The 17,331-nt window shown below is 67.9% G+C and carries 19 protein-coding genes; 13 read left to right on the top strand and 6 right to left on the bottom strand.

Annotated features, from left to right (window positions below; genetic code table 11):
- A partial coding sequence (locus A5701_RS16060) for an SMP-30/gluconolactonase/LRE family protein (RefSeq protein WP_197504991.1) occupies nt 1–312 on the bottom strand: 312 nt, incomplete at its 3' end.
- Between the two features lie 64 nt (nt 313–376).
- Nucleotides 377–853 carry a polyketide cyclase gene (locus A5701_RS16055; RefSeq protein ID WP_067755485.1) on the bottom strand — a complete coding sequence of 159 codons (477 nt, stop codon included), beginning with the start codon at nt 851–853 and terminating at the stop codon, nt 377–379.
- Nucleotides 854–986: 133 nt separating this feature from the next.
- On the opposite strand from A5701_RS16055, the gene A5701_RS16050 reads away from it, so the two are divergent.
- The 4 genes from A5701_RS16050 to A5701_RS16035 all read left to right on the top strand — a co-directional run bounded on the left by A5701_RS16050 (nt 987) and on the right by A5701_RS16035 (nt 4,828).
- A complete protein-coding gene (locus A5701_RS16050) occupies nt 987–1,868 on the top strand; it encodes an acyl-CoA thioesterase domain-containing protein (protein ID WP_082969769.1) in 882 nt (293 codons plus the stop codon).
- Nucleotides 1,869–1,883: 15 nt separating this feature from the next.
- A complete protein-coding gene (locus tag A5701_RS16045) occupies nt 1,884–2,804 on the top strand; it encodes an LLM class F420-dependent oxidoreductase (protein WP_067755480.1) in 921 nt (306 codons plus the stop codon).
- Complete coding sequence (locus tag A5701_RS16040; protein WP_067755478.1) at nt 2,804–3,979, top strand: acyl-CoA dehydrogenase family protein; 1,176 nt, start codon at nt 2,804–2,806, stop codon at nt 3,977–3,979. Before A5701_RS16045 ends, A5701_RS16040 begins: the two co-directional genes overlap by 1 nt.
- Before the next feature lie 120 nt (nt 3,980–4,099).
- A complete protein-coding gene (locus A5701_RS16035; protein ID WP_067755474.1) occupies nt 4,100–4,828 on the top strand; it encodes a ZIP family metal transporter in 729 nt (242 codons plus the stop codon).
- Between the two features lie 80 nt (nt 4,829–4,908).
- Here the strand turns inward: A5701_RS16035 and mdlC are convergent, their stop codons facing one another.
- Nucleotides 4,909–6,510 (bottom strand): benzoylformate decarboxylase, encoded by a 1,602-nt coding sequence (mdlC, locus tag A5701_RS16030; protein ID WP_067755472.1) that lies wholly within the window; start codon nt 6,508–6,510, stop codon nt 4,909–4,911.
- A 367-nt stretch (nt 6,511–6,877) separates the two neighbouring features.
- Here mdlC and A5701_RS16025 point away from each other — a divergent pair, with 367 nt between their 5' ends.
- Nucleotides 6,878–8,299, top strand: coding sequence for a helix-turn-helix transcriptional regulator (locus A5701_RS16025; protein ID WP_231972837.1), 1,422 nt, complete (start codon nt 6,878–6,880; stop codon nt 8,297–8,299).
- 42 nt (nt 8,300–8,341) lie between these two features.
- Here the strand turns inward: A5701_RS16025 and A5701_RS16020 are convergent, their stop codons facing one another.
- Both A5701_RS16020 and A5701_RS16015 read right to left on the bottom strand, forming a co-directional pair.
- Nucleotides 8,342–9,010 (bottom strand): maleylpyruvate isomerase family mycothiol-dependent enzyme, encoded by a 669-nt coding sequence (locus A5701_RS16020; RefSeq protein WP_067755463.1) that lies wholly within the window; start codon nt 9,008–9,010, stop codon nt 8,342–8,344.
- Nucleotides 8,994–9,896 carry an alpha/beta hydrolase gene (locus A5701_RS16015; RefSeq protein WP_067755460.1) on the bottom strand — a complete coding sequence of 301 codons (903 nt, stop codon included), beginning with the start codon at nt 9,894–9,896 and terminating at the stop codon, nt 8,994–8,996. Before A5701_RS16015 ends, A5701_RS16020 begins: the two co-directional genes overlap by 17 nt.
- Nucleotides 9,897–10,029: 133 nt before the next feature.
- Here A5701_RS16015 and A5701_RS16010 point away from each other — a divergent pair, with 133 nt between their 5' ends.
- Entirely contained in the window at nt 10,030–10,665 is a 636-nt protein-coding gene (locus A5701_RS16010; RefSeq protein WP_369807425.1) for a TetR/AcrR family transcriptional regulator C-terminal domain-containing protein, read from the top strand.
- 24 nt (nt 10,666–10,689) lie between these two features.
- Here A5701_RS16010 and A5701_RS16005 read toward each other — a convergent pair whose 3' ends face one another.
- On the bottom strand, nt 10,690–11,364 hold the full coding sequence (locus tag A5701_RS16005) for a DUF427 domain-containing protein (protein WP_067755452.1): 675 nt from the start codon (nt 11,362–11,364) through the stop codon (nt 10,690–10,692).
- Between the two features lie 134 nt (nt 11,365–11,498).
- On the opposite strand from A5701_RS16005, the gene A5701_RS16000 reads away from it, so the two are divergent.
- From A5701_RS16000 to A5701_RS15970, 7 genes are all read left to right on the top strand, one after another.
- Nucleotides 11,499–12,668 (top strand): CaiB/BaiF CoA-transferase family protein, encoded by a 1,170-nt coding sequence (locus A5701_RS16000; protein WP_067755450.1) that lies wholly within the window; start codon nt 11,499–11,501, stop codon nt 12,666–12,668.
- 130 nt (nt 12,669–12,798) lie between these two features.
- Nucleotides 12,799–13,389 (top strand): hypothetical protein, encoded by a 591-nt coding sequence (locus A5701_RS15995; protein WP_067755448.1) that lies wholly within the window; start codon nt 12,799–12,801, stop codon nt 13,387–13,389.
- Complete coding sequence (locus tag A5701_RS15990) at nt 13,389–14,093, top strand: NIPSNAP family protein (RefSeq protein ID WP_067755446.1); 705 nt, start codon at nt 13,389–13,391, stop codon at nt 14,091–14,093. The genes A5701_RS15995 and A5701_RS15990 overlap by 1 nt, the downstream gene beginning before the upstream one ends.
- A gap of 62 nt (nt 14,094–14,155) precedes the next feature.
- On the top strand, nt 14,156–15,331 hold the full coding sequence (locus tag A5701_RS15985) for a cytochrome P450 (RefSeq protein ID WP_067755488.1): 1,176 nt from the start codon (nt 14,156–14,158) through the stop codon (nt 15,329–15,331).
- A gap of 1 nt (nt 15,332) precedes the next feature.
- On the top strand, nt 15,333–16,301 hold the full coding sequence (locus A5701_RS15980; RefSeq protein ID WP_067755443.1) for a zinc-binding dehydrogenase: 969 nt from the start codon (nt 15,333–15,335) through the stop codon (nt 16,299–16,301).
- Nucleotides 16,302–16,303: 2 nt separating this feature from the next.
- Nucleotides 16,304–17,068 carry an HpcH/HpaI aldolase/citrate lyase family protein gene (locus tag A5701_RS15975; protein WP_067755439.1) on the top strand — a complete coding sequence of 255 codons (765 nt, stop codon included), beginning with the start codon at nt 16,304–16,306 and terminating at the stop codon, nt 17,066–17,068.
- The coding region (locus A5701_RS15970; protein ID WP_067755433.1) for a nuclear transport factor 2 family protein at nt 17,058–17,331 on the top strand (274 nt) is incomplete at its 3' end. The genes A5701_RS15975 and A5701_RS15970, both read left to right, overlap by 11 nt.

Here is a 17,331-nt window from a genome sequence, read left to right as displayed (position 1 = left end):
GCCCGCGTCGTCGATGACCATGTCGCCGAGGTTGGCCGGCGCCAGGTCGGCGAGATCGGCGATGACGTCGACCGTCTCACCGTCGTAGCGGAGCACCCTGCGGTCTTCGGCCGAGACGATCAGCAGCGATCCGTCGGGCCGGAAACCCAGTCCCGAAGGCGAGTGCCCGGGCAGCGGCAGCGTGGTCACCGACCCACCCATGGTCGAGGTGTGCACGGCCTCGCCCAGCATGTCGGAGAACCACAGCAGCCCCTCGAACCAGCGCGGGCCCTCGCCGAAGCAGAAGCTGTTGGCCAGCGGTTCGGGAATCATCCGCGCACCCCCTCCACCGCTTTACAAAACACCGCCAAAGTGTCATGCACCGCGGGTATCGGTGTCAATCTCGCGACTTGGCGAGTTCGCCCGCGACGGCCTCGTGGTACGCGTCGATCTTCGCGGGATTGACCTGCTGAAAGAGCTGATCCGGCAGCGGGGCGTGCTTGAAAGCCTCGATCGTCATCGTCCGCGAGAACAGCGTGACGTCCTGGCCCGGCCTGGTGAACCGGTACGCCACCGTGATGCGGCCCTCCATTCCGCCGTTCCCGTCCCGGTCGTGCCCCAGTCGCCCGATCGAGGTGAACACGAAGAGCGTCGGGCGCACGGCGGCCGCCAGTTGCCAGGTGAAGATCCGGTCACTGTCCGGTCCCGCCTCCTCCCAGGTGTCGCCGACCCGCAGCGGGAGCTCCGGGAGGCCGCCGATGTGCGCGCTGCCGGGATAGGTTTTGGTCCAGTTCTCCGGATTCGTGACAAAGTCGTAGACGGTCTCGGCGGACTGGGTGAATGCGGTCTCCGAGGTGCTGGTCACGATGCCCAATTGCGTTGCCTCCGTGTGTGTTCCGTCGGTGCGTCGACGCGTCGTGCCGCGGCCTAATTAGCCAAGCTTTACAAATCCTACTCAAAGTGTCACGCTGAGCCCAAAGCTGCTAGCGCGAGAGGTGGAGCGGGACTTGACCACGGATTCTGAGCAGACTGAGTGGACGGTGCAGGGCCTGCTGGATCTGTTCGACGTGCAGGCCGACGGGCAGGACCGGTTCACCGGCGACACCGGTATAGCCGGCGGCGACGAACGGCAGGTGGTGGAAGGCACCCAGGTGCTCGCCCAGGCGATTGTCGCGGTTGCCAAGCGATTCCCGGACAAGTCGGTGCGCTCGGCGCACGCGGTGTTTTCCCGCGCCGTGACCGTCGGTCCGCCCATCGAGCTCGTCCTCGACGTCGTCGCCGAGGGCCGGTCCACCGCCACCGCGGTTGTCGCCGTGCAGCAGAACGGGCGGCGCTGCCTGAGCATCACGGCGCTGGCCGACGTCCCGACCGGCGACGTCATCCGCCATCACCTGCCGCGCCCCGACGTGACCAGGCCCGCCGGCGCCAACCCCTCGCCCATGCCGATGGTCGGGCGCGAACTGCGCCTGGTCGACGTCGTCGACGTCAACAGCCCCGACGAGGTCGGGCCCCCGGAACTGCACGCGTGGCTGCACTACGACCCGATTCCGGAACGGGACGACCTGGCCAAGGCGCTGCTCGCCTACTTCACCGGCCACCTGGGCATCTCCACCACAATGCGGGCGCACCCGGGCATCGGCACCGCGCAGGCCCACCTGACGGTGTCCACCGCCCCGATGAGCATCTCGGTGGCGTTCCACGAACCAGTCCGCTGGGACGGCTGGCTGCTCTACACCCACGAGAGCACCCAGGTCGGCGCGGGAATGTCCTACGTGCGCGGCACGGTGCATTCCGAGGAGGGCGAGCTGCTGTGCTCCTTCGCCCAAGAGGCGCTGATCAGGCCGCTGCGCACCAGCGACACGGCGATCGACTCCCGCGCACGGTTCTAGCGGCTGGTCCCGGTCATGCGCTTCACCATCACCCACCCGATGCACAGCCACCCGTACAACCCGGAGCTGGTGAGCGGCGACGGCATCGGCAAGGTGGCCGCCGCCACCGAAGCGGCCGGCATCCACGGGTTCGGCTTCACCGATCACCCGGCGCCGTCGCAGCGGTGGCTGGAGGCCGGCGGACACGACGCGCTCGATCCCTTCGTCGCGCTGGGTTTCGCGGCCGCCACCACGAACACGCTGCGGCTGATCCCCAACATCGTGGTGCTGCCGTATCGAAATCCGTTCGTGGTGGCCAAGTCTGGCGCCACGCTGGATCTGCTCTCCGGCGGCCGGTTCACGCTCGCGGTCGGTGTGGGCTACCTCAAGCGGGAGTTCGCCGCGCTCGGCGTGAGCTACGACGAGCGGGCCGAGCTGTTCGAGGAAGCGTTGCAGCTGATCCGGGCGGTTTGGACCGGAGACGACATCACCTACGAGGGAAGGCATTTCAGTGCCCGCGGGATCACCGCGCACCCCCGGCCGGTCAGCGACCCGCACCCGCCGATCTGGATCGGGGGCAACACGTCGTCGGCACGCCAGCGCGTGGCGCAGTACGGTGACGGCTGGTGCCCGTTTCCCGCGCCGCCCCAACTGGCGCAGACGGCGGGAACCGCCGTCATCGACTCGGCGGGACGCCTGCGCGAGGGCATCGAGGACCTGCGGCGGCGCTGCGATGCCGCGGGCCGGGACTGGTCGGCGATCGACATCACCTTCACCAACTTCGAGGGTGGCAGTATCACCGACGACGACTTCAACGCCGACGCCTACCTCGACGGTTTGGACAAGCTGGCGAAGCTGGGCGTGACGTGGGTCAGCGTTCACCTGCCCGGTGACAGCATGGCCCATGCCCTCGAGACCCTCGACCGCTTCCGCACCCTGGTGATCGACGCGGCCTGATGGACTTCTCCCGCGTCGAACTCTCACCCGAGGACCAGAGCTTCCGTGACGAGACCCGGGCGTTCATCGCGAAGCATGTCACCGACGAGGTGCTCCATCGTCAGCTCGAGTTCGGCGAAAACTTCGACGAGCACGTGCATTTGGCGCTGGGCGAGGCAGGCTACCTGGAATCGGACTGGAAGCTGGAGTCCGAGGGCGGGTTCAGCCCGGTCCGCCGGCGCATTTTCCAGCTCGAGATCGCCCGGGCCCACACGCCGTGGTATCACTGGGGCACCACATCCGTGGTCGCACGGCTGGTGCGCCAATTCGGGGCGCCGGAGCTCGCCGACCAGGTGGTGCCCGGTGTGCTCGCCGGCGAGATCCGGCTCTGCCTGGGCTACACCGAGCCCGAAGGCGGCTCCGACGTCGCGACTTGCAAGACCCGCGCCGTGCGCGACGGCGACGGCTGGATCATCAACGGCTCCAAGATGTTCACGTCGAACGCCCAAAACGCCCGGTACGTCTTCCTGCTCACCAACACCGACCCGCAGGGGCGCAAACACAGGAACCTCACCATGTTTCTGGTGCCGCTGGACTCGCCCGGGATCGAGATCCAGGGCATCCGCACCCTGGACGGTGACCGCACCAACATCGTCTACTACAGCGACGTCCGCGTCGACGATCGCTACCGCATCGGCGAGGTGAACGGCGGTTGGACGGTGATGCGCGCGGCACTGGACTCCGAGCACGGGATCGTGGACCCGGAAGACCATGGCCTGCAATACATTGCCGCGATGTCGGCGCACGGCGACCTGATGGCCGAAGTCGTCGACACCGTCGTGGCGGTCGCCGCTCAACCCGGCCCCGACGGCCGGCGGCCGCTGGATGACGACTCGGTGAAATACCGGCTCGGGCGCGACGTCGCCCGGATGGAGGCGGCGCTGAGCGCCCCCGGGATGTTCGGGCGGGTCGCAATCGCGCAGACGATGCGCGACGTCACGCCGGACCTGATGGACATCCTCGGGACAGCGTCGGCGTTGCCCACCGAAACTGCGGGCTCGGCCACCGACGGTGCGGCAGAACATCTTTACCGGCTGGCGCTGCCGCTGGGGATCTACGGCGGCACCCTGGAAGTCTTCCGCAACATGATCGCCCAGCACGAGCTCAAGCTGGGACGCCCCAGCTACGGCGGCTAGCTCAGAAGCGCTTCGCTAGCGGCACTTTCGCGGCCCCGACTCGCGGGTGCGCCGGGTCGCCGATCGCCGGGTGTCGCGCTACCTTTTCACCGGTACCGGTCGCAGAGAGGTGGGCCCGCAGTGGTTGTTCTCGTGGCCCTCGGCTCGTTCATCACCACGCTGCTGGGTGGTTATGCGGCGTTGCGGATCGGTTCCTACCGCTATCTGGTGCTGGGGTTGGCGGCGGGGCTGATGCTCGGCGCGGTCGGCTTCGACCTGCTGCCGGAGGCGTTGAGCCGGCAGTACTGGGTCCTCTTCGGCATACCGGCTCCGCTGCTCACGTTCGTCCTCGGCTTTCTGGTCCTGCACGTCATCGAACACACGGTGGGCATCCATCGCGGTGACGGATCGGAGGATGCCGGTGAGCCGGATGCGCCCGGCATCGGGATCCTCGCCGCGTCGGGTCTGATCGGCCACAGCGTCATGGACGGATTCGCCATCGGCGCCGCATTCCAGGCGGGAGCGGCCGCGGGCGCGGTGGTGGCGGTCGCGGTGATCGGCCACGACTTCGCCGACGGCTTCAACACCTACACCGTCACATCGCTCTACGGCAACGACCGGCGGAGGGCCCTGACCCTGCTCGGCGCCGACGCCGTGGCACCGGTCGCCGGGGCGGCTCTCACGCTGGCGGTGACGATTCCCCATCGCCTGCTCGAGGTGTATCTCGGGTTTTTCGCGGGCTTCCTGATGTATTTGGCCAGCGCCGACATCCTGCCGAGGGCACATGCCGGCCATCGCACCGCGGCGACCCTGGCATGCACACTCGGCGGGGTGCTGTTCATGCTGGCGATCGTCGGGCTGGCGAGCTAGCCGGTTTTACGCCAAAGGCATTCGGCTCCAATCTATTCGGAGGACCTTGCCGCCGAACCCGCCCGCGGGTCGCCGTGATGTCAGCCTTCGACCGGAGTCGTACGCGCGTTGATGAGGGTGGGGCGGTGCCGGTCAGCGATACCGCTTTTCACCAATTCGGTGACCTCGTCCGTGGTGTGGGCTTCATAGGCGTCGACGCCGTAGCTGGCCGCCGTTGCGACGACGTCGAGCCCGGGTATGTCGAGCCCGGGTACCCCCGGCGTCTTTTCCCATCCGCCGAATTCTTTGACCACACCGTATTCGGCGTTGGAGGCCACCACGATGGTCACCGGGATCTGGTACTGCACAGCGGTCCAGAGCGAGGTAATCGCGTATTGCATCGAACCGTCGCCCATCAACGCGACGACGGGACGGTCGGGAGCGGCTAGTTGAGCACCGACGGATGCGGGTAGCCCGAAGCCCAGGCCGCCGCCGGCCGACGATAGGTGCGAGAACGGATTGCCGGGTCGAATGCTGTTCGTGATGGCGACTTCATTGCTGCCCGCCTCGCTGACCCACAACGTGTCCGGCGGCGCGCCTCGGCCCACGGCCGTCCATAGCGCTTCGGGTCGCAGCGGCGTTTGCGAATTTTCCAGGTCCGGGATCGGCGCACGGGCGGCTGGAGCCCGCCGCTGGGTGGGGTTGGTCGCCGCGAGCAGTGCTTCGGCCGCACTGGCGACGTCGGCCACGATCGCGTCCCCGACGGGGGCGCGCGCAGCCTCGTCCGGGTCATTGGTGATCTGAATCAGGCTCGCGCCCGCGGGGACATACGGTCCCGGTACCAACGGGTAGTACCGGAAGACGGGTGCGCCGATCACCAGGAGCAGGTCGTGTCCGGCCAGCATCTCGGAGATCCAGCCGGCACCGGGCGGCAGGATTCCTTGATACAGCGGGTGGTTCTCCGGAAATCCGCTCCACCCCGTAAGTGGTGCCGTCCAGACGGCCGACTGGGTGCGCTCCGCCAACGCGATCACCGCCGCCCACGCGCCATAGCGTTCGACGTCGCCGCCCACGATCAGTGCCGGCGATTTCGCGGACTCCAGTCGGCCGCCGATCCGCTCGGCGACGTCCTGGGAAAAGCCCGCGGTGTGGGTCACCGAGCGGTCGCGCACGGCGGCGACATCGGCGGCCTGCGTGTCATCGAATTGGACCGGCATGTCATCCATCGGCAGCGAGACGAATACCGGACCCATCGGCGGCGTGGTTGCCAGGTGGATTGCACGGGCCAACACGGCAGGGGCCTCGCTGGCGATCGCGGGTTCTGCCGCCCACTTCACGAATGGCTTCGGCACCAGAGCGGGCTCGACGTTCGTCAGCAGGCAGTACTGGTTCTGCATCGTGCGGCGCTGATTTCCGGCGGTCACGATCAGCGGAGTCTTGTTGATGAATGCGTTGTAGATCTGGCCCTGCGCGTTACCCATCCCGGGGGCGGTGTGCAGATTGACGAGCGCGGGTCGCCGGGTGATTTGTGCGTATGCATCGGCCATCCCGACCGGCACCATTTCCTGGAGCCCGAGCACATAGCGGAAGTCGTCTGGGAAGTCTTGCAACAGAGCCAATTCCGACGAGCCAGGATTGCCGAAGACGGTCGTCAAGCGATGCGCGCGCAGTAGGTCGAGGATCGCCTCACGAACGGTGGTCATGCTGCTGCCTCCAAAGCTCCACGAAGGGGGGACCCCCTACGCCCGGCCTACGTCGATGATGATTCGGGGTTGCCCGACGCGGAATCCTCAAGACCTGGTAGTCGTCGTGCATTCGTGGCCGTCTCAGCGAGCCGGTTCGGCATTCGCAGACAGGGCGCTTTTCACCCACAGCCGATACACTTTCGGACATGATTTACGCCCGGAGCCGGGGCGGGCGCGAAGTCATCAAGTCCGGTGTTATCGCCCCGCCGACCGGCCGGACTGACACGCGGCCACCGCTTCGTCGGCGAGCGCACTGATGCACCCCGCGGACCCGATCTCGTTGTTTGGGCGAAGCGGTTCCCTACCGTCCGCGCTCCGCGGCGAGATGATGTTCACCTCGAAGTGTGGCAGCGACGCCGCTGCCGCCTTGACTGCGCTGGCCCGGGAGCGCGCGCCGCACGATGCGCGGGCAGCGCGCGAACTGTTTCTCGAGGCGCTATCGGCGGTGCTGTTCGCGGGCCGTCTCGCCGGCAGCGGCGGCGTGTTGGAAGTGGCGACGGCCGCGGCGGCCGCCCCTGCGGCCCGTCGACCGGAACGACCGGCAGACCTCCTGTTGGATGGGTTGACAGCCGTGGTCATCGGTGGCCCCCGAGCAGGTATCGGGCTGGTTCGAAGCGCGTTGGACGGATTCTGTGCCGCCGACGGACCAAGTGTCGAGGGCGGGACGCGGTGGCTGTGGCTTGCCTGCCACGGCGCCATCATCGCTTGGGACGATCGCGCGTGGTTGCACCTGCCGGCTCGGCAAGTCGAGCTCGCCCGCGCCGCGGAGGACCAACGCGTGTTGGCCGTGGCGTTGCACTCGCTGGCGGCGGCGCTCACTTGGAGTGGGGATTTCACAGCGGCCCGGCAGCTGATCACCGAGGCCGAATCGATCGCCGCTTCGACGGTCACCACGGTCTTTCCCTACGCGGCGCTTCCGCTTGCGGCCTGGCGGGGCGACCAAGCCGAAACTGCTCGATTGGTGCAGCAGGGTAAGCACTATGCGGTGGCCCGCGGTGAGGGAATGGGTTTGGCGTCAATCGAATTGGCGACAGCGCTACTGTGCAACGGGCTGGGGCGTTACGAGCAGGCCTTGGTGGCGGCCCGACACGGGTGCGAGCACACCGAAGAACTGTGGACGACGTTGTTGCTGCCCGAGTTGATAGAGGCGGCAACGCGTTGTGGGCAAATCAACGATGCGCGTGCCGCTCTTGTCGCACTTGGAGAGAGCACGCAGACGGCTGGAACAGATTGGGCGCTAGGGACTTACGCATGCGCACATGCGCTGGTAAGCAGCGGCAGGTCCGCGGAACGGTTCTACCGCGAGGCGATCGAGCGGATGGACCACACAAATCTGCTCCCGGCCGCCACGCGTGCACGGCTTGTCTACGGGGAATGGCTGCGTCGGGAACGGCGGCCGCTAGACGCACGCAAGCAGCTAGGACCGGCTTATGAAACGTTCACGAAAAACGGAATGGATGCCTTTGCCAGGCGCGCGCGGCTTGAGCTTGAAGCGACAGGCGAACGAGTCCGGAGAAAGGCGGCCGTCCCGAAAGATTCAGCTCTGACTCCGCGTGAGGCGCAGATCGCCGTATTGGCCGCCGGCGGGGCCACCAACTCGGAGATCGGCGCCCAGCTGTTCATCAGTCCCAACACGGTCGCGTACCACTTGCGAAAGGTATTCATCAAACTGGACGTGACCGCACGGCGCCAACTCGCTGTCGGGACGATCAATCGAGCGTCATCGTGGCCGGTTGCCGACTGGTGATTGGCCGCAAGCACACCGGACGTCGAGGCCCTCGATGACCGGTCATGGCCGTAACGGGATGGACTTTCGCGACGGCTGGAGACGGGTGGCGAGTACCGATACTCCGTCGCCGGTCAAATGCCTGAGCGCCCAGGGACGGCCGGCCAGCACCGAGGCAAGGTGGCCGGCTTCGCCGGTGGCGGTCGGCCCAGCGCTGGGGCGTGACCATGTGGTGTCGGTGGCGATGAGGTTCAGGCCTCGTGCGCGCGCGGAGGCCGGGACGAATGGGTTCGGAATTCGCACCTCGGTGTCGAGAACGGCGGCCAGTATTGTTGGGGGAATAGTGGATTCGGCACCGAGCGCGAAGGTGATGTCCAGCTGGTGGATGACGTGATCGCCGAGCAGCAGTCGCCGCGGGAAAAGGCGGCCGATACCGCGCGCCTGCCGTGTCAATGCCGCAAAGTCGTCGATCAGCGAGTGCGGGTTCCGTTGTGCGGCCAACGCGCGGGCCATCGAGGAGTTGGTGCGGTCGAACGAACCGCGATGTCGCAGCATGGCGGCGGCGATCGACGGCAACGTTGCCGAGTAGCCGACGACGAGGTGAGCCAGGACTTCGTGGTTGCTCCAGTCTGTGCATAGGCTGGGCCTTGCCCACTGGTCTGCGGTGAGAGTGCTGAGGAACGCGACGAGTCGAGTGTCGTTGTCCTGCAGTGGATCAGCTGTTTTGGACATTCAAGTGCTCCACAAGGAATCGGGTCTGGTCGGCGAGCAGTTGGCCCAGCAGAGGCGGGTGATAGATCTGGAAGTGGTCGCCGTCGTAGTGACGGACGACGCCGTTTGGCGCGCGGCGTCCCACATCGACGGCGTGGCGGGGGTTCATCAGGGTTTCTCGTGCGGAGACGCATACCAGCAGGGGAGCGGCAATCTTCGCGGCGCAGTGTTTGGCGCTGGTCATGCCGATGCCGATGACATCGGCGGCGGCGATGCGGTTGTCGAAGCTGGTGCCGGCGGGGACCGTGGAGTACCAGCCGTCGAGCGCACCGGGGATGGTGACTGCAGCGAGACTGCCCGGTTCGCCGACGATGGGGACGTATCGCGGGGCGGCGCCTCGCATCCGGCGAAGCACGTCGTCGAGAATCGCCGGCGTCGCGCGCATAGCGGCTCGCCAGCCGCCGCCGATCAGTGTTGCCGGTCCATGGACGATCGGACACTGCACGACCACCGCTGCGAGATCGCGTCGGGCTCCGGCCTCCCGCAGCACGTGCATCGCGCCAAGGCTGGTGCCCCACAAGCCGACTCGTTGGGGGTCGATGCTGTCGTGGCAACGCAGATAGGTCAGCGCAGCTCCGACGTCCTGCTGGTGGCGGCGCATGCTGAAGCGCTGGCGTGGTGAACCGTCCGAAGCACCGGTATGCCGGTAGTCGAAGGCCAGTGTCGCCACGCCGGCATCTGCGAAGTGTTGCTCGTATTGCGACATCACCATGCCGTGCGTCGCGCCGAGGCCGTGGCAGAGTACGACCCCCGGATGGGGCCCAGCGCCGCGCGGCAGTGTCAGCCAGCCCGCGCATCGAGCGCCTTGTGAAGTGAATGTCACCGCGGTGGTGGTGTGAGTGCTCATGAAATCGTCCTCGATAGATACGTACGCTGTACGTAATGGTGTACTTTAGGTACGCTGTACGTGTCAAGCGGCAACGAGCAGGAGGTCAGCTATCCGAGCACGATTCACCCTCGCTGAAGTCCGCGCCCACGCAATGGAGATCGTCGATCGCGACGGGCTGAACGCACTGAAGATGCGCTCGCTGGCCAGCGCGCTGGGCACCGGACCAATGACGCTCTACAACTACGTCAGAGACCGAGAGGAACTCGAAGCCTTGGTCGCCGAGGCGGTGCTGGCCGACGTGAAGCTACCTCCCACGTCCGAAGAGTGGCTTGCCGACGTGAAATCCATCGCAATCGCTGTGTGGGAATCAATGCGCCGTCACCGTAACGCTGTCCCGCTCGTCTTGACCCGCCGCACGGTTTCGAACGAGGGCTTCGCGCCAGCGGAACAGCTCGTCGCGGCACTGGTCCGTGGCGGACTTGCCGACCAGGATCTGTTGGCCGCCTTTCGTGGAGTGCTCAGCCTGATCATGGGTGCCGCTCAAGTGGAGTTGGCCGGCCCGGTGGCCGGGGGCGCCCCGGAGCAGGACAACATCGATGCCGCCGGCCGCATCGGACGCCTGGCGGCGGATCGCCATCCCCACCTGGCGGCCCTGGCATCGACCAGTCAGCGATCGTCGATGTCCGAGGACTTCGACCGCGCCCTCGACATGCTGCTAGCCGGTATCCAGACCCGCGCAGATGCATCTCGAACGGAACGGAACAGTCGACGCACCTCAAAGCGTTGACCGCTGAATCGGTGCGTGGCGCTCCTAGCTACGGAGGCTGGCCGGCAGCTCCGCGATCACATCGACGCGTGCGGCGTCGAAGCTGAAAAGCCCCTTGATGGGCAGGCTTTCCGGCGGCGGGTCGGGGTAGCTCCACGCCACATCCTCGACGTCGCCCGCTGACCAGTACGTCGCGAATCCCTTGTAATTGCAGTAGCTCTCCGTGTCCGACCGGCGCAGCAGGTCGGTGCGCACGTGCGCCGGATCGACGTAAAGCCTGGGCGCCAGCGAGGTTTCGAACAGGATCACCGTGTCGTCGGTGTCCGCCAGCACCGTGCCGGCGATCGAGACGCGCAGGCGGCGCCGGGTGGGGCGGCAGTCCACGCGGTGGTAGGGATTCGGCGGGTAGTGGACGAGTTCGCGGCCCTCTTCCAGCCAGGTGTCGACGGCGTCCCAGGGCACGTGCACGAAGCCCGGCGCCTCCGGCTCGGGTTCGGTGGGCAGGTCGCTGACCTCCTCGGCGCGGAAGACGTAGCTGAGCGGGCGCCCCCGCCGGTGCACCAGCAGCGCCCCTTCGGTGTCGATCACCGCGCGCCCGTCCTGGAACGCCTGCACGCGACGCGGATGAGGCTCGATGAAAACGACGTCGGCGGGCAGCGGGGGCGAAAACCGCCCGGCCGGATCACTACTGAGCGGACCACGTCCGGCTACCAGGCTCATGGTGTCCTCTCATTCGCGCGCAAACCCCACCGGGTGTCACGCTAGCGTGGCACTCACGGTGCAGCGTCACGCTGGCGTGTCCCCCGCGAGCGGGGGTGCCCCCAGCTGGAACAACGGAGAGTGGGAACGCAGCCATGGCGGGACCGATGGAGGGTGTCAGGGTCATCGAGCTCGGGGTATGGGTGGCCGGGCCGGCGGCCGGCGGCATCCTGGCCGACTGGGGCGCCGACGTCGTCAAGATCGAACCACCGAGCGGTGACCCCGGGCGGCTGTTCGGCCGGATGCTGGGCTGCGACCTCGGCGTCAACCCGCCGTTCGAAATGGACAACCGCTCCAAGCGCAGCATCGTGTTGGACCTCGCGGAGGAGGCGGACCGCGACACCGCGTTCGAATTGCTCGCGGACGCCGACGTTTTCGTCACCAATCTGCGGCCCGGCGCGTTACGACGCCTGGGGCTGGACTTCGAATCGGTGGCGACCCACAACCCCCGCCTGGTCTACGGCCTGATCACCGGCTACGGCGAAACCGGGCCCGACGCCGACCGCGCCGCCTACGACGTGGCGGCCTTCTGGTCGCGCGCCGGCGTGGCACACCTTCTGACCCGCCCCGGTGACACCCCGCCGTTCCAGCGCGGCGGCATGGGAGATCACTCGGCCGGCATGACGCTGGCAGCGGCGATCTGCGCGGCGCTGGTGGCGCGGCAGCGCACCGGGACCGGCCAGCTGGTGACCACCTCGCTGTACCGCCAGGGCGCCTACACCGTCAGCTTCGACCTCAACACCTACCTGCTGACCGGCCAGCCGATCGCGATCGGGCAGCGGGAATCGATGGGCAACCCCTGCATGAACAACTATGCGACCGCCGACGGGCGGCGGTTCTGGATCGTCGGGCTCGACGTCGACCGGCACTGGCCGCCGCTCTGTCGCGCCGTCGGCCATCCGGAATGGCTGGAGGATCCCCGGTTCATAGACGCCTACGCGCGGTTCTTCAACGCGGCGGAATTGATCGCCGAGTTGGACGCCATCTTCGCCACCCGGACCCTCGACGAATGGGCGCACGTCTTCGCGGCCGAACCAGACTTCTTCTGGTCACCGGTGAACGCCCTCGAGGACGTCGTCGCCGACGAGCAGTTCCACGCCGCCGGCGGCATCGTCGACGTGCCGGACGGGGAAGCCGGCGTCGCGATGGTGGCCACCCCGGCCGATTTCCACGGCACACCCTGGACACCGCGTTCTGCGGCACCGGAACTCGGGCAGCATACAGAGGAAGTGCTGGCCGAACTCAAGGCGCGACGCGACTCGTGACCACCGGTCGCGCCTTTACAAAGTTGCTCCCAAGTGTCACGCTGTCCGGTGAGCCGCGTGAGGCGGCCCCAGCCCAGGACAAGCGTTGCGGTAAGCGCCAGTTTCGGTGCGGCGGTGAGGAACGGATTGAATGGTCACGTCCACGTTCGACATCAGCCATGGCGGCCGGGTCAAGGCCGCCCGCGGCCGCGCGGACGGCGATTGTCTGCGCTATCGGCTCGACGTCATCGCGGCGAGTGCCCGCGACGTCGTCCAATCGGCCGGCGGGTGGCTCTATGACCGGGCGATGGCGGGTTGGCGGGTGACCGTGCTACTGCCGGATGGCAGCGACACCCGATCACTGCGGATTCTCGGCGTGCAGGCGCTGGACGTGGAGGAATACTTCGCCACCAGGGACCCGGCCGCGACGAGTGAGAGCCTGGCGGTCAGCGCCGAGGCGTTCGCGGCGGACGCGCGGGTGCGCGAACAGGTGCTGGAGTCGCTGGACGACCGGATGACCGAAGTCGCGTTGTGGGGCCAGGCGCCGACCGGATGGCCACTGCGCGTCGATCGCGGGGTGGCCCGTGCGCAGTACCGGCTCAGCGCGGCCGCGCTCAGATTCAAGGGCCACGCGCTGGCGGCGGCCGGAATCGATTGCCCCACGGTCTATTCCACCGAGACGCTACTCTGCGACTTGGCAACCTGTGGTCGCGGCGACTCGGGGTTGGTCCGGCTCGACTGATGAAGAAGTACTTTCGCCACACACTGCTCTACCTGCACGAGACCATTTCGCTGGGCACCGGCCGCGCCGACCACTTCACCGAGGTCTTCTCCGACACCTACCGGCCGATGATGGTCGAGCTCGGCGCGCGCCTGTTCGCGATCTGGGAGACCACGCCCTACAACGGCCACTGGCCGCAGGTCACGATCATCTGGGAGATCGACGGGTTCGACGACTACGCGCGGATCGGGGCCGCCCAGGCACGCGGCGGCAGCCACGAGGCCGCGGCGGGCAAATGGTCGGCCTTCCTGGCCGACATCGGCGCCGCCGGCGAGGGCCGAATCATGTACCCCGGGCCCAGCAACAAGACCCTCGCCCAACTGCGTGAGGCCAATTTCGCTGCGCCGCTGGTGATTCAGGAGATCATGCAAACCAAGCCGGGGCGTCAAGACGATTACATCCGTGAACTCGAGCGCCTCTACGTCCCTTGGTCGGAACGCACCGGCAAGCGCTGGCTGGGCTCGTTCACCACGACCTTCCGCTACAACGAGGTGATCCACTACTGGGCGTTGGACGGCGGCTGGGAATGCTTCGCCAACCACTACCCTTCGTGGAAGGACAGCCCGCCCGCCGAGATCGTCACCTGGATGAGCGTGGCGCCCGCCCTACGCGAGGGCTGGGAGGACTCGATCCTGCAGGCCCTACCGCCCTCACCGCTGCAGTGACGGGGCAGCCAGCGGCCCTGGACTTCACCGACTTCGCCTACGACCCCTTCGACGCGCGGGTGATGGCGAATCCGCTGCCGTACTACCGAATCCTGCGCGACCACCATCCCGTCTACTACATGCCGCAATGGGACACCTTCGCGCTATCGCGCTTCGAGGACATCTGGCAGGTGCTGGAGGTCAACGACGGTACGTTCGTCGCGTCGGAAGGCACCCTGCCGGCGGCCTCCGTCCTGGCCAAGCACAACACCGGCCCGGTCGACGACCCGCCGTTGCATCCGCTGCCGTTCCACGCGGTGTTCGACACGGACCTGTACGCGGAGATCCGGCGCGCACACTCCCAGCCGCTGCGCCCCAGGTCGGTCGCGGGCTGGGAGGCGCGGATCCGGCGGCTGGCCAACGACCGGCTCGACGAACTGTTGCCACGCGGTTCGTTCGATCTGACCCAGGACTACGGCGGCATTGTCGTGGCGTCCGTCGTATGCGAATTGCTCGGCATCTCAACGGACCTCGCGCCAGAGGTGCTGGCCGCCGTCAATGCAGGCAGCCTGGCCGAGCCCGGTGTCGGGGTGGACACCGCCGAGGCGCGGCCCAACTATTTCGAATACCTGCTGCCCGCGGTGCGGCGCCGTCGAGCCGACCAGTCCGGCGAGCCGCTCGCCGTCGTCGACGGCCTGCTCGGCTACCGCCTGCCCGACGGCAGCCCGCTCGACGACGTGGAAGTCGCCACCCAGATGCTCTGCATCTTCATCGGTGGCACCGAGACGGTGCCCAAGATCGTCGCCCACGGGCTATGGGAGCTCGTCCAGCGGCCCGACCAGCTGGCCGCGGTGCGTGCCGACCCCGACAACAACGTGCCCGTCGCCCGCGAGGAGATGATCCGGTTTTGCGCGCCGGCGCAATGGTTCGCCCGAACCGCGCGCAAGCCCTTCACCATCCACGGCGAAACCATTCGGCCCGGGCAGCGGGTGATCACGCTGCTCGCCTCCGCCAACCGCGACGAACGCGAATATCCAGAGCCCGACGAATTCATCTGGGACCGGCCCATCCGCCGCTCGCTGGCCTTCGGCCGCGGCCAGCACTTTTGCATCGGCTACCACCTCGCCCGGCTGGAGGTCGCTGTGCTGCTGCAGGAATGGCTGCGGCGGGTTCCTGAGTTCGAGATCCAGGCGGACACCGCCAGGCGGTTGCCGTCGAGCTTCCAGTGGGGTTGGAACAACATCCCGGTGGAGGTCTGACGTGTGGTCCTACCGGATCATCGCCCCCTATCAGTTCGAGCGGACCGCGATCGCGGAGAAGACTCCCGAGTGCCTCGCCGACGGCCAGGTCCTGCTGCGGTTCATGGCGGCCGGCGTGTGCGGCAGCGACCTGCCGGCCTTTCGCGGCGCCCGCGGTCGTCTCCCGGGCGACGACGGGACCAGCGCGGCCGAAAAGGACGGCTTCCCCATCCATGAAGTCGCCGGCGAGGTGATCGCCAGCCGGCACCCCGCGCACCGCCCCGGCGACCGGGTTGTCGGCTGGGCCTCCGGGTTCGACGGCATGATGGAACGCGTGGTCAGCAACGGCGATGGCCTGGCTCCGTATGACCCGGTACTGACTCCGGCGCAGGCGGTCGGCCTGCAGCCGCTGGCGTGCGTCCTCTATGCGTGCGAGCAGCTGCCGGATCTGGCCGGCAGGCACGTGGCGATCATCGGGCAGGGATCGATCGGCCTGCTGTTCTCCTACGTCGCCAAGGCGGCAGGGGCCCGGCGCGTCACCGGGGTCGACCCCGTCGACCGGTCAAGCGTGGCAACCGCATTCGGCGTCGACGACCCGGTGCGCGCCACCAGCGACCGGTGGACGAGCCAACTCGCCGCCGGTGACCGCGCCGATGTCGTCATCGAGGCCGTCGGTCACCAGGTCGCAACGCTCGGCCACGCCATCGAGGCCACCGCGCCCGGTGGCACGGTGTTCTACTTCGGTGTCGCCGACGACGACGCCTATCCGATCAACATGCGCGCCATGCTGCGCAACAACCTGACGCTGAAATCCGGTGTGACACTGGACCGGAGGCGGGTGCTCGAGCTGGCCGGTAAGTTCGCCGCCGAACACGCCGGACTGCTCGCCACCTATCTGACGCACACGTTCGGCGTGGACGACGTGCAGGGCGCCTTCGAGTTGGCCTGCCGCCCCGTCCCCGAGCGCGTCAAGATCGCGATCGGAGAGTGAGCGTGACCGACGACTCGCGGAGCGCGTTGCAGCGGGCGCTGCACCGGGGCGGCCCGATCTGGGGTGGCTGGATCACCGGTCCCACACTGCTCGGCCCGGAGGAATTCGCCGGCGCCGGCTACGATTACGTGGGTTTCGACGCCCAGCACGGCTACCTCGACGACGCCGACATCGCCGGCATGCTGCGCCGGATCGAACACCTGCCCATCGGCACTGTGGTGCGGCTGCCCAACGCCGACGCGGCGCCGATCGGCCGCGTGCTGGACGCCGGCGCGGATGCCGTCGTCATCGCGATGGTCGAGTCGGCGGACCAGGCCGCCGCTGCCGTGGCAGCCACCCGCTACCAGCCCGCGGGCATCCGCAGCTTCGGCCCGCTGCGCGCCAGCCTGGGCCGCGACACCGCCGCGCTGGAATCCCGGGTCAGCGTGTTCGCCATGGTCGAGACCGCCTCGGCGCTGTCCGGCCTCGAGGAGATCTGCGCCGTCGACGGGCTCGCCGGGCTCTACGTCGGGCCCGCCGATCTGGCGCTCTCGCTGGGCGTGGATGTCGTTGGCGCGACCAGGCATCCGGCCGTCCTGGACGCCATCGTGCGAACCCACCGCGCGGCCACCGCGGCCGGGCTGGTGACCGGCATCCACGCCGGGGACGGCACGACGGGCCGGGCCATGGCGAAGCTGGGGCTGTCGATGATTACGCTGACGGCCGAATCGCACGCCCTGCGCCGCGGCGCCGCCGAGCACCTGCGGGAGGCGAAGCATGACGCATGACCGGGCCGCGATTCGCGAGCTGCTCGCCGGCTACGCCCTGGCCCTCGACGCCAACGAGATCGACGAATGCCTGGACCTGTTCACCCCCGACGCCGAATTCCTGGTCTACGGAAGGGTCTTCGCCGGCTACGAGGGAATCGGGAAGATGTTCCGGGACGCCCCGCGCGGATTGCACCTGACGGGGGTCTCCCGGGTCGACGTCGACGACGATACCGCCAGCGCCCGGTCGCAGGTGCAGGTCGCCCGCCCGCACGAACAGGACC

This window comes from Mycobacterium sp. E3305 (assembly GCF_001666785.1).
In the GTDB taxonomy this organism is placed as follows: domain Bacteria; phylum Actinomycetota; class Actinomycetes; order Mycobacteriales; family Mycobacteriaceae; genus Mycobacterium.
Note: the sequence above shows the minus strand (reverse complement) of the source record. Positions and strands in the feature narration are given on the sequence as shown.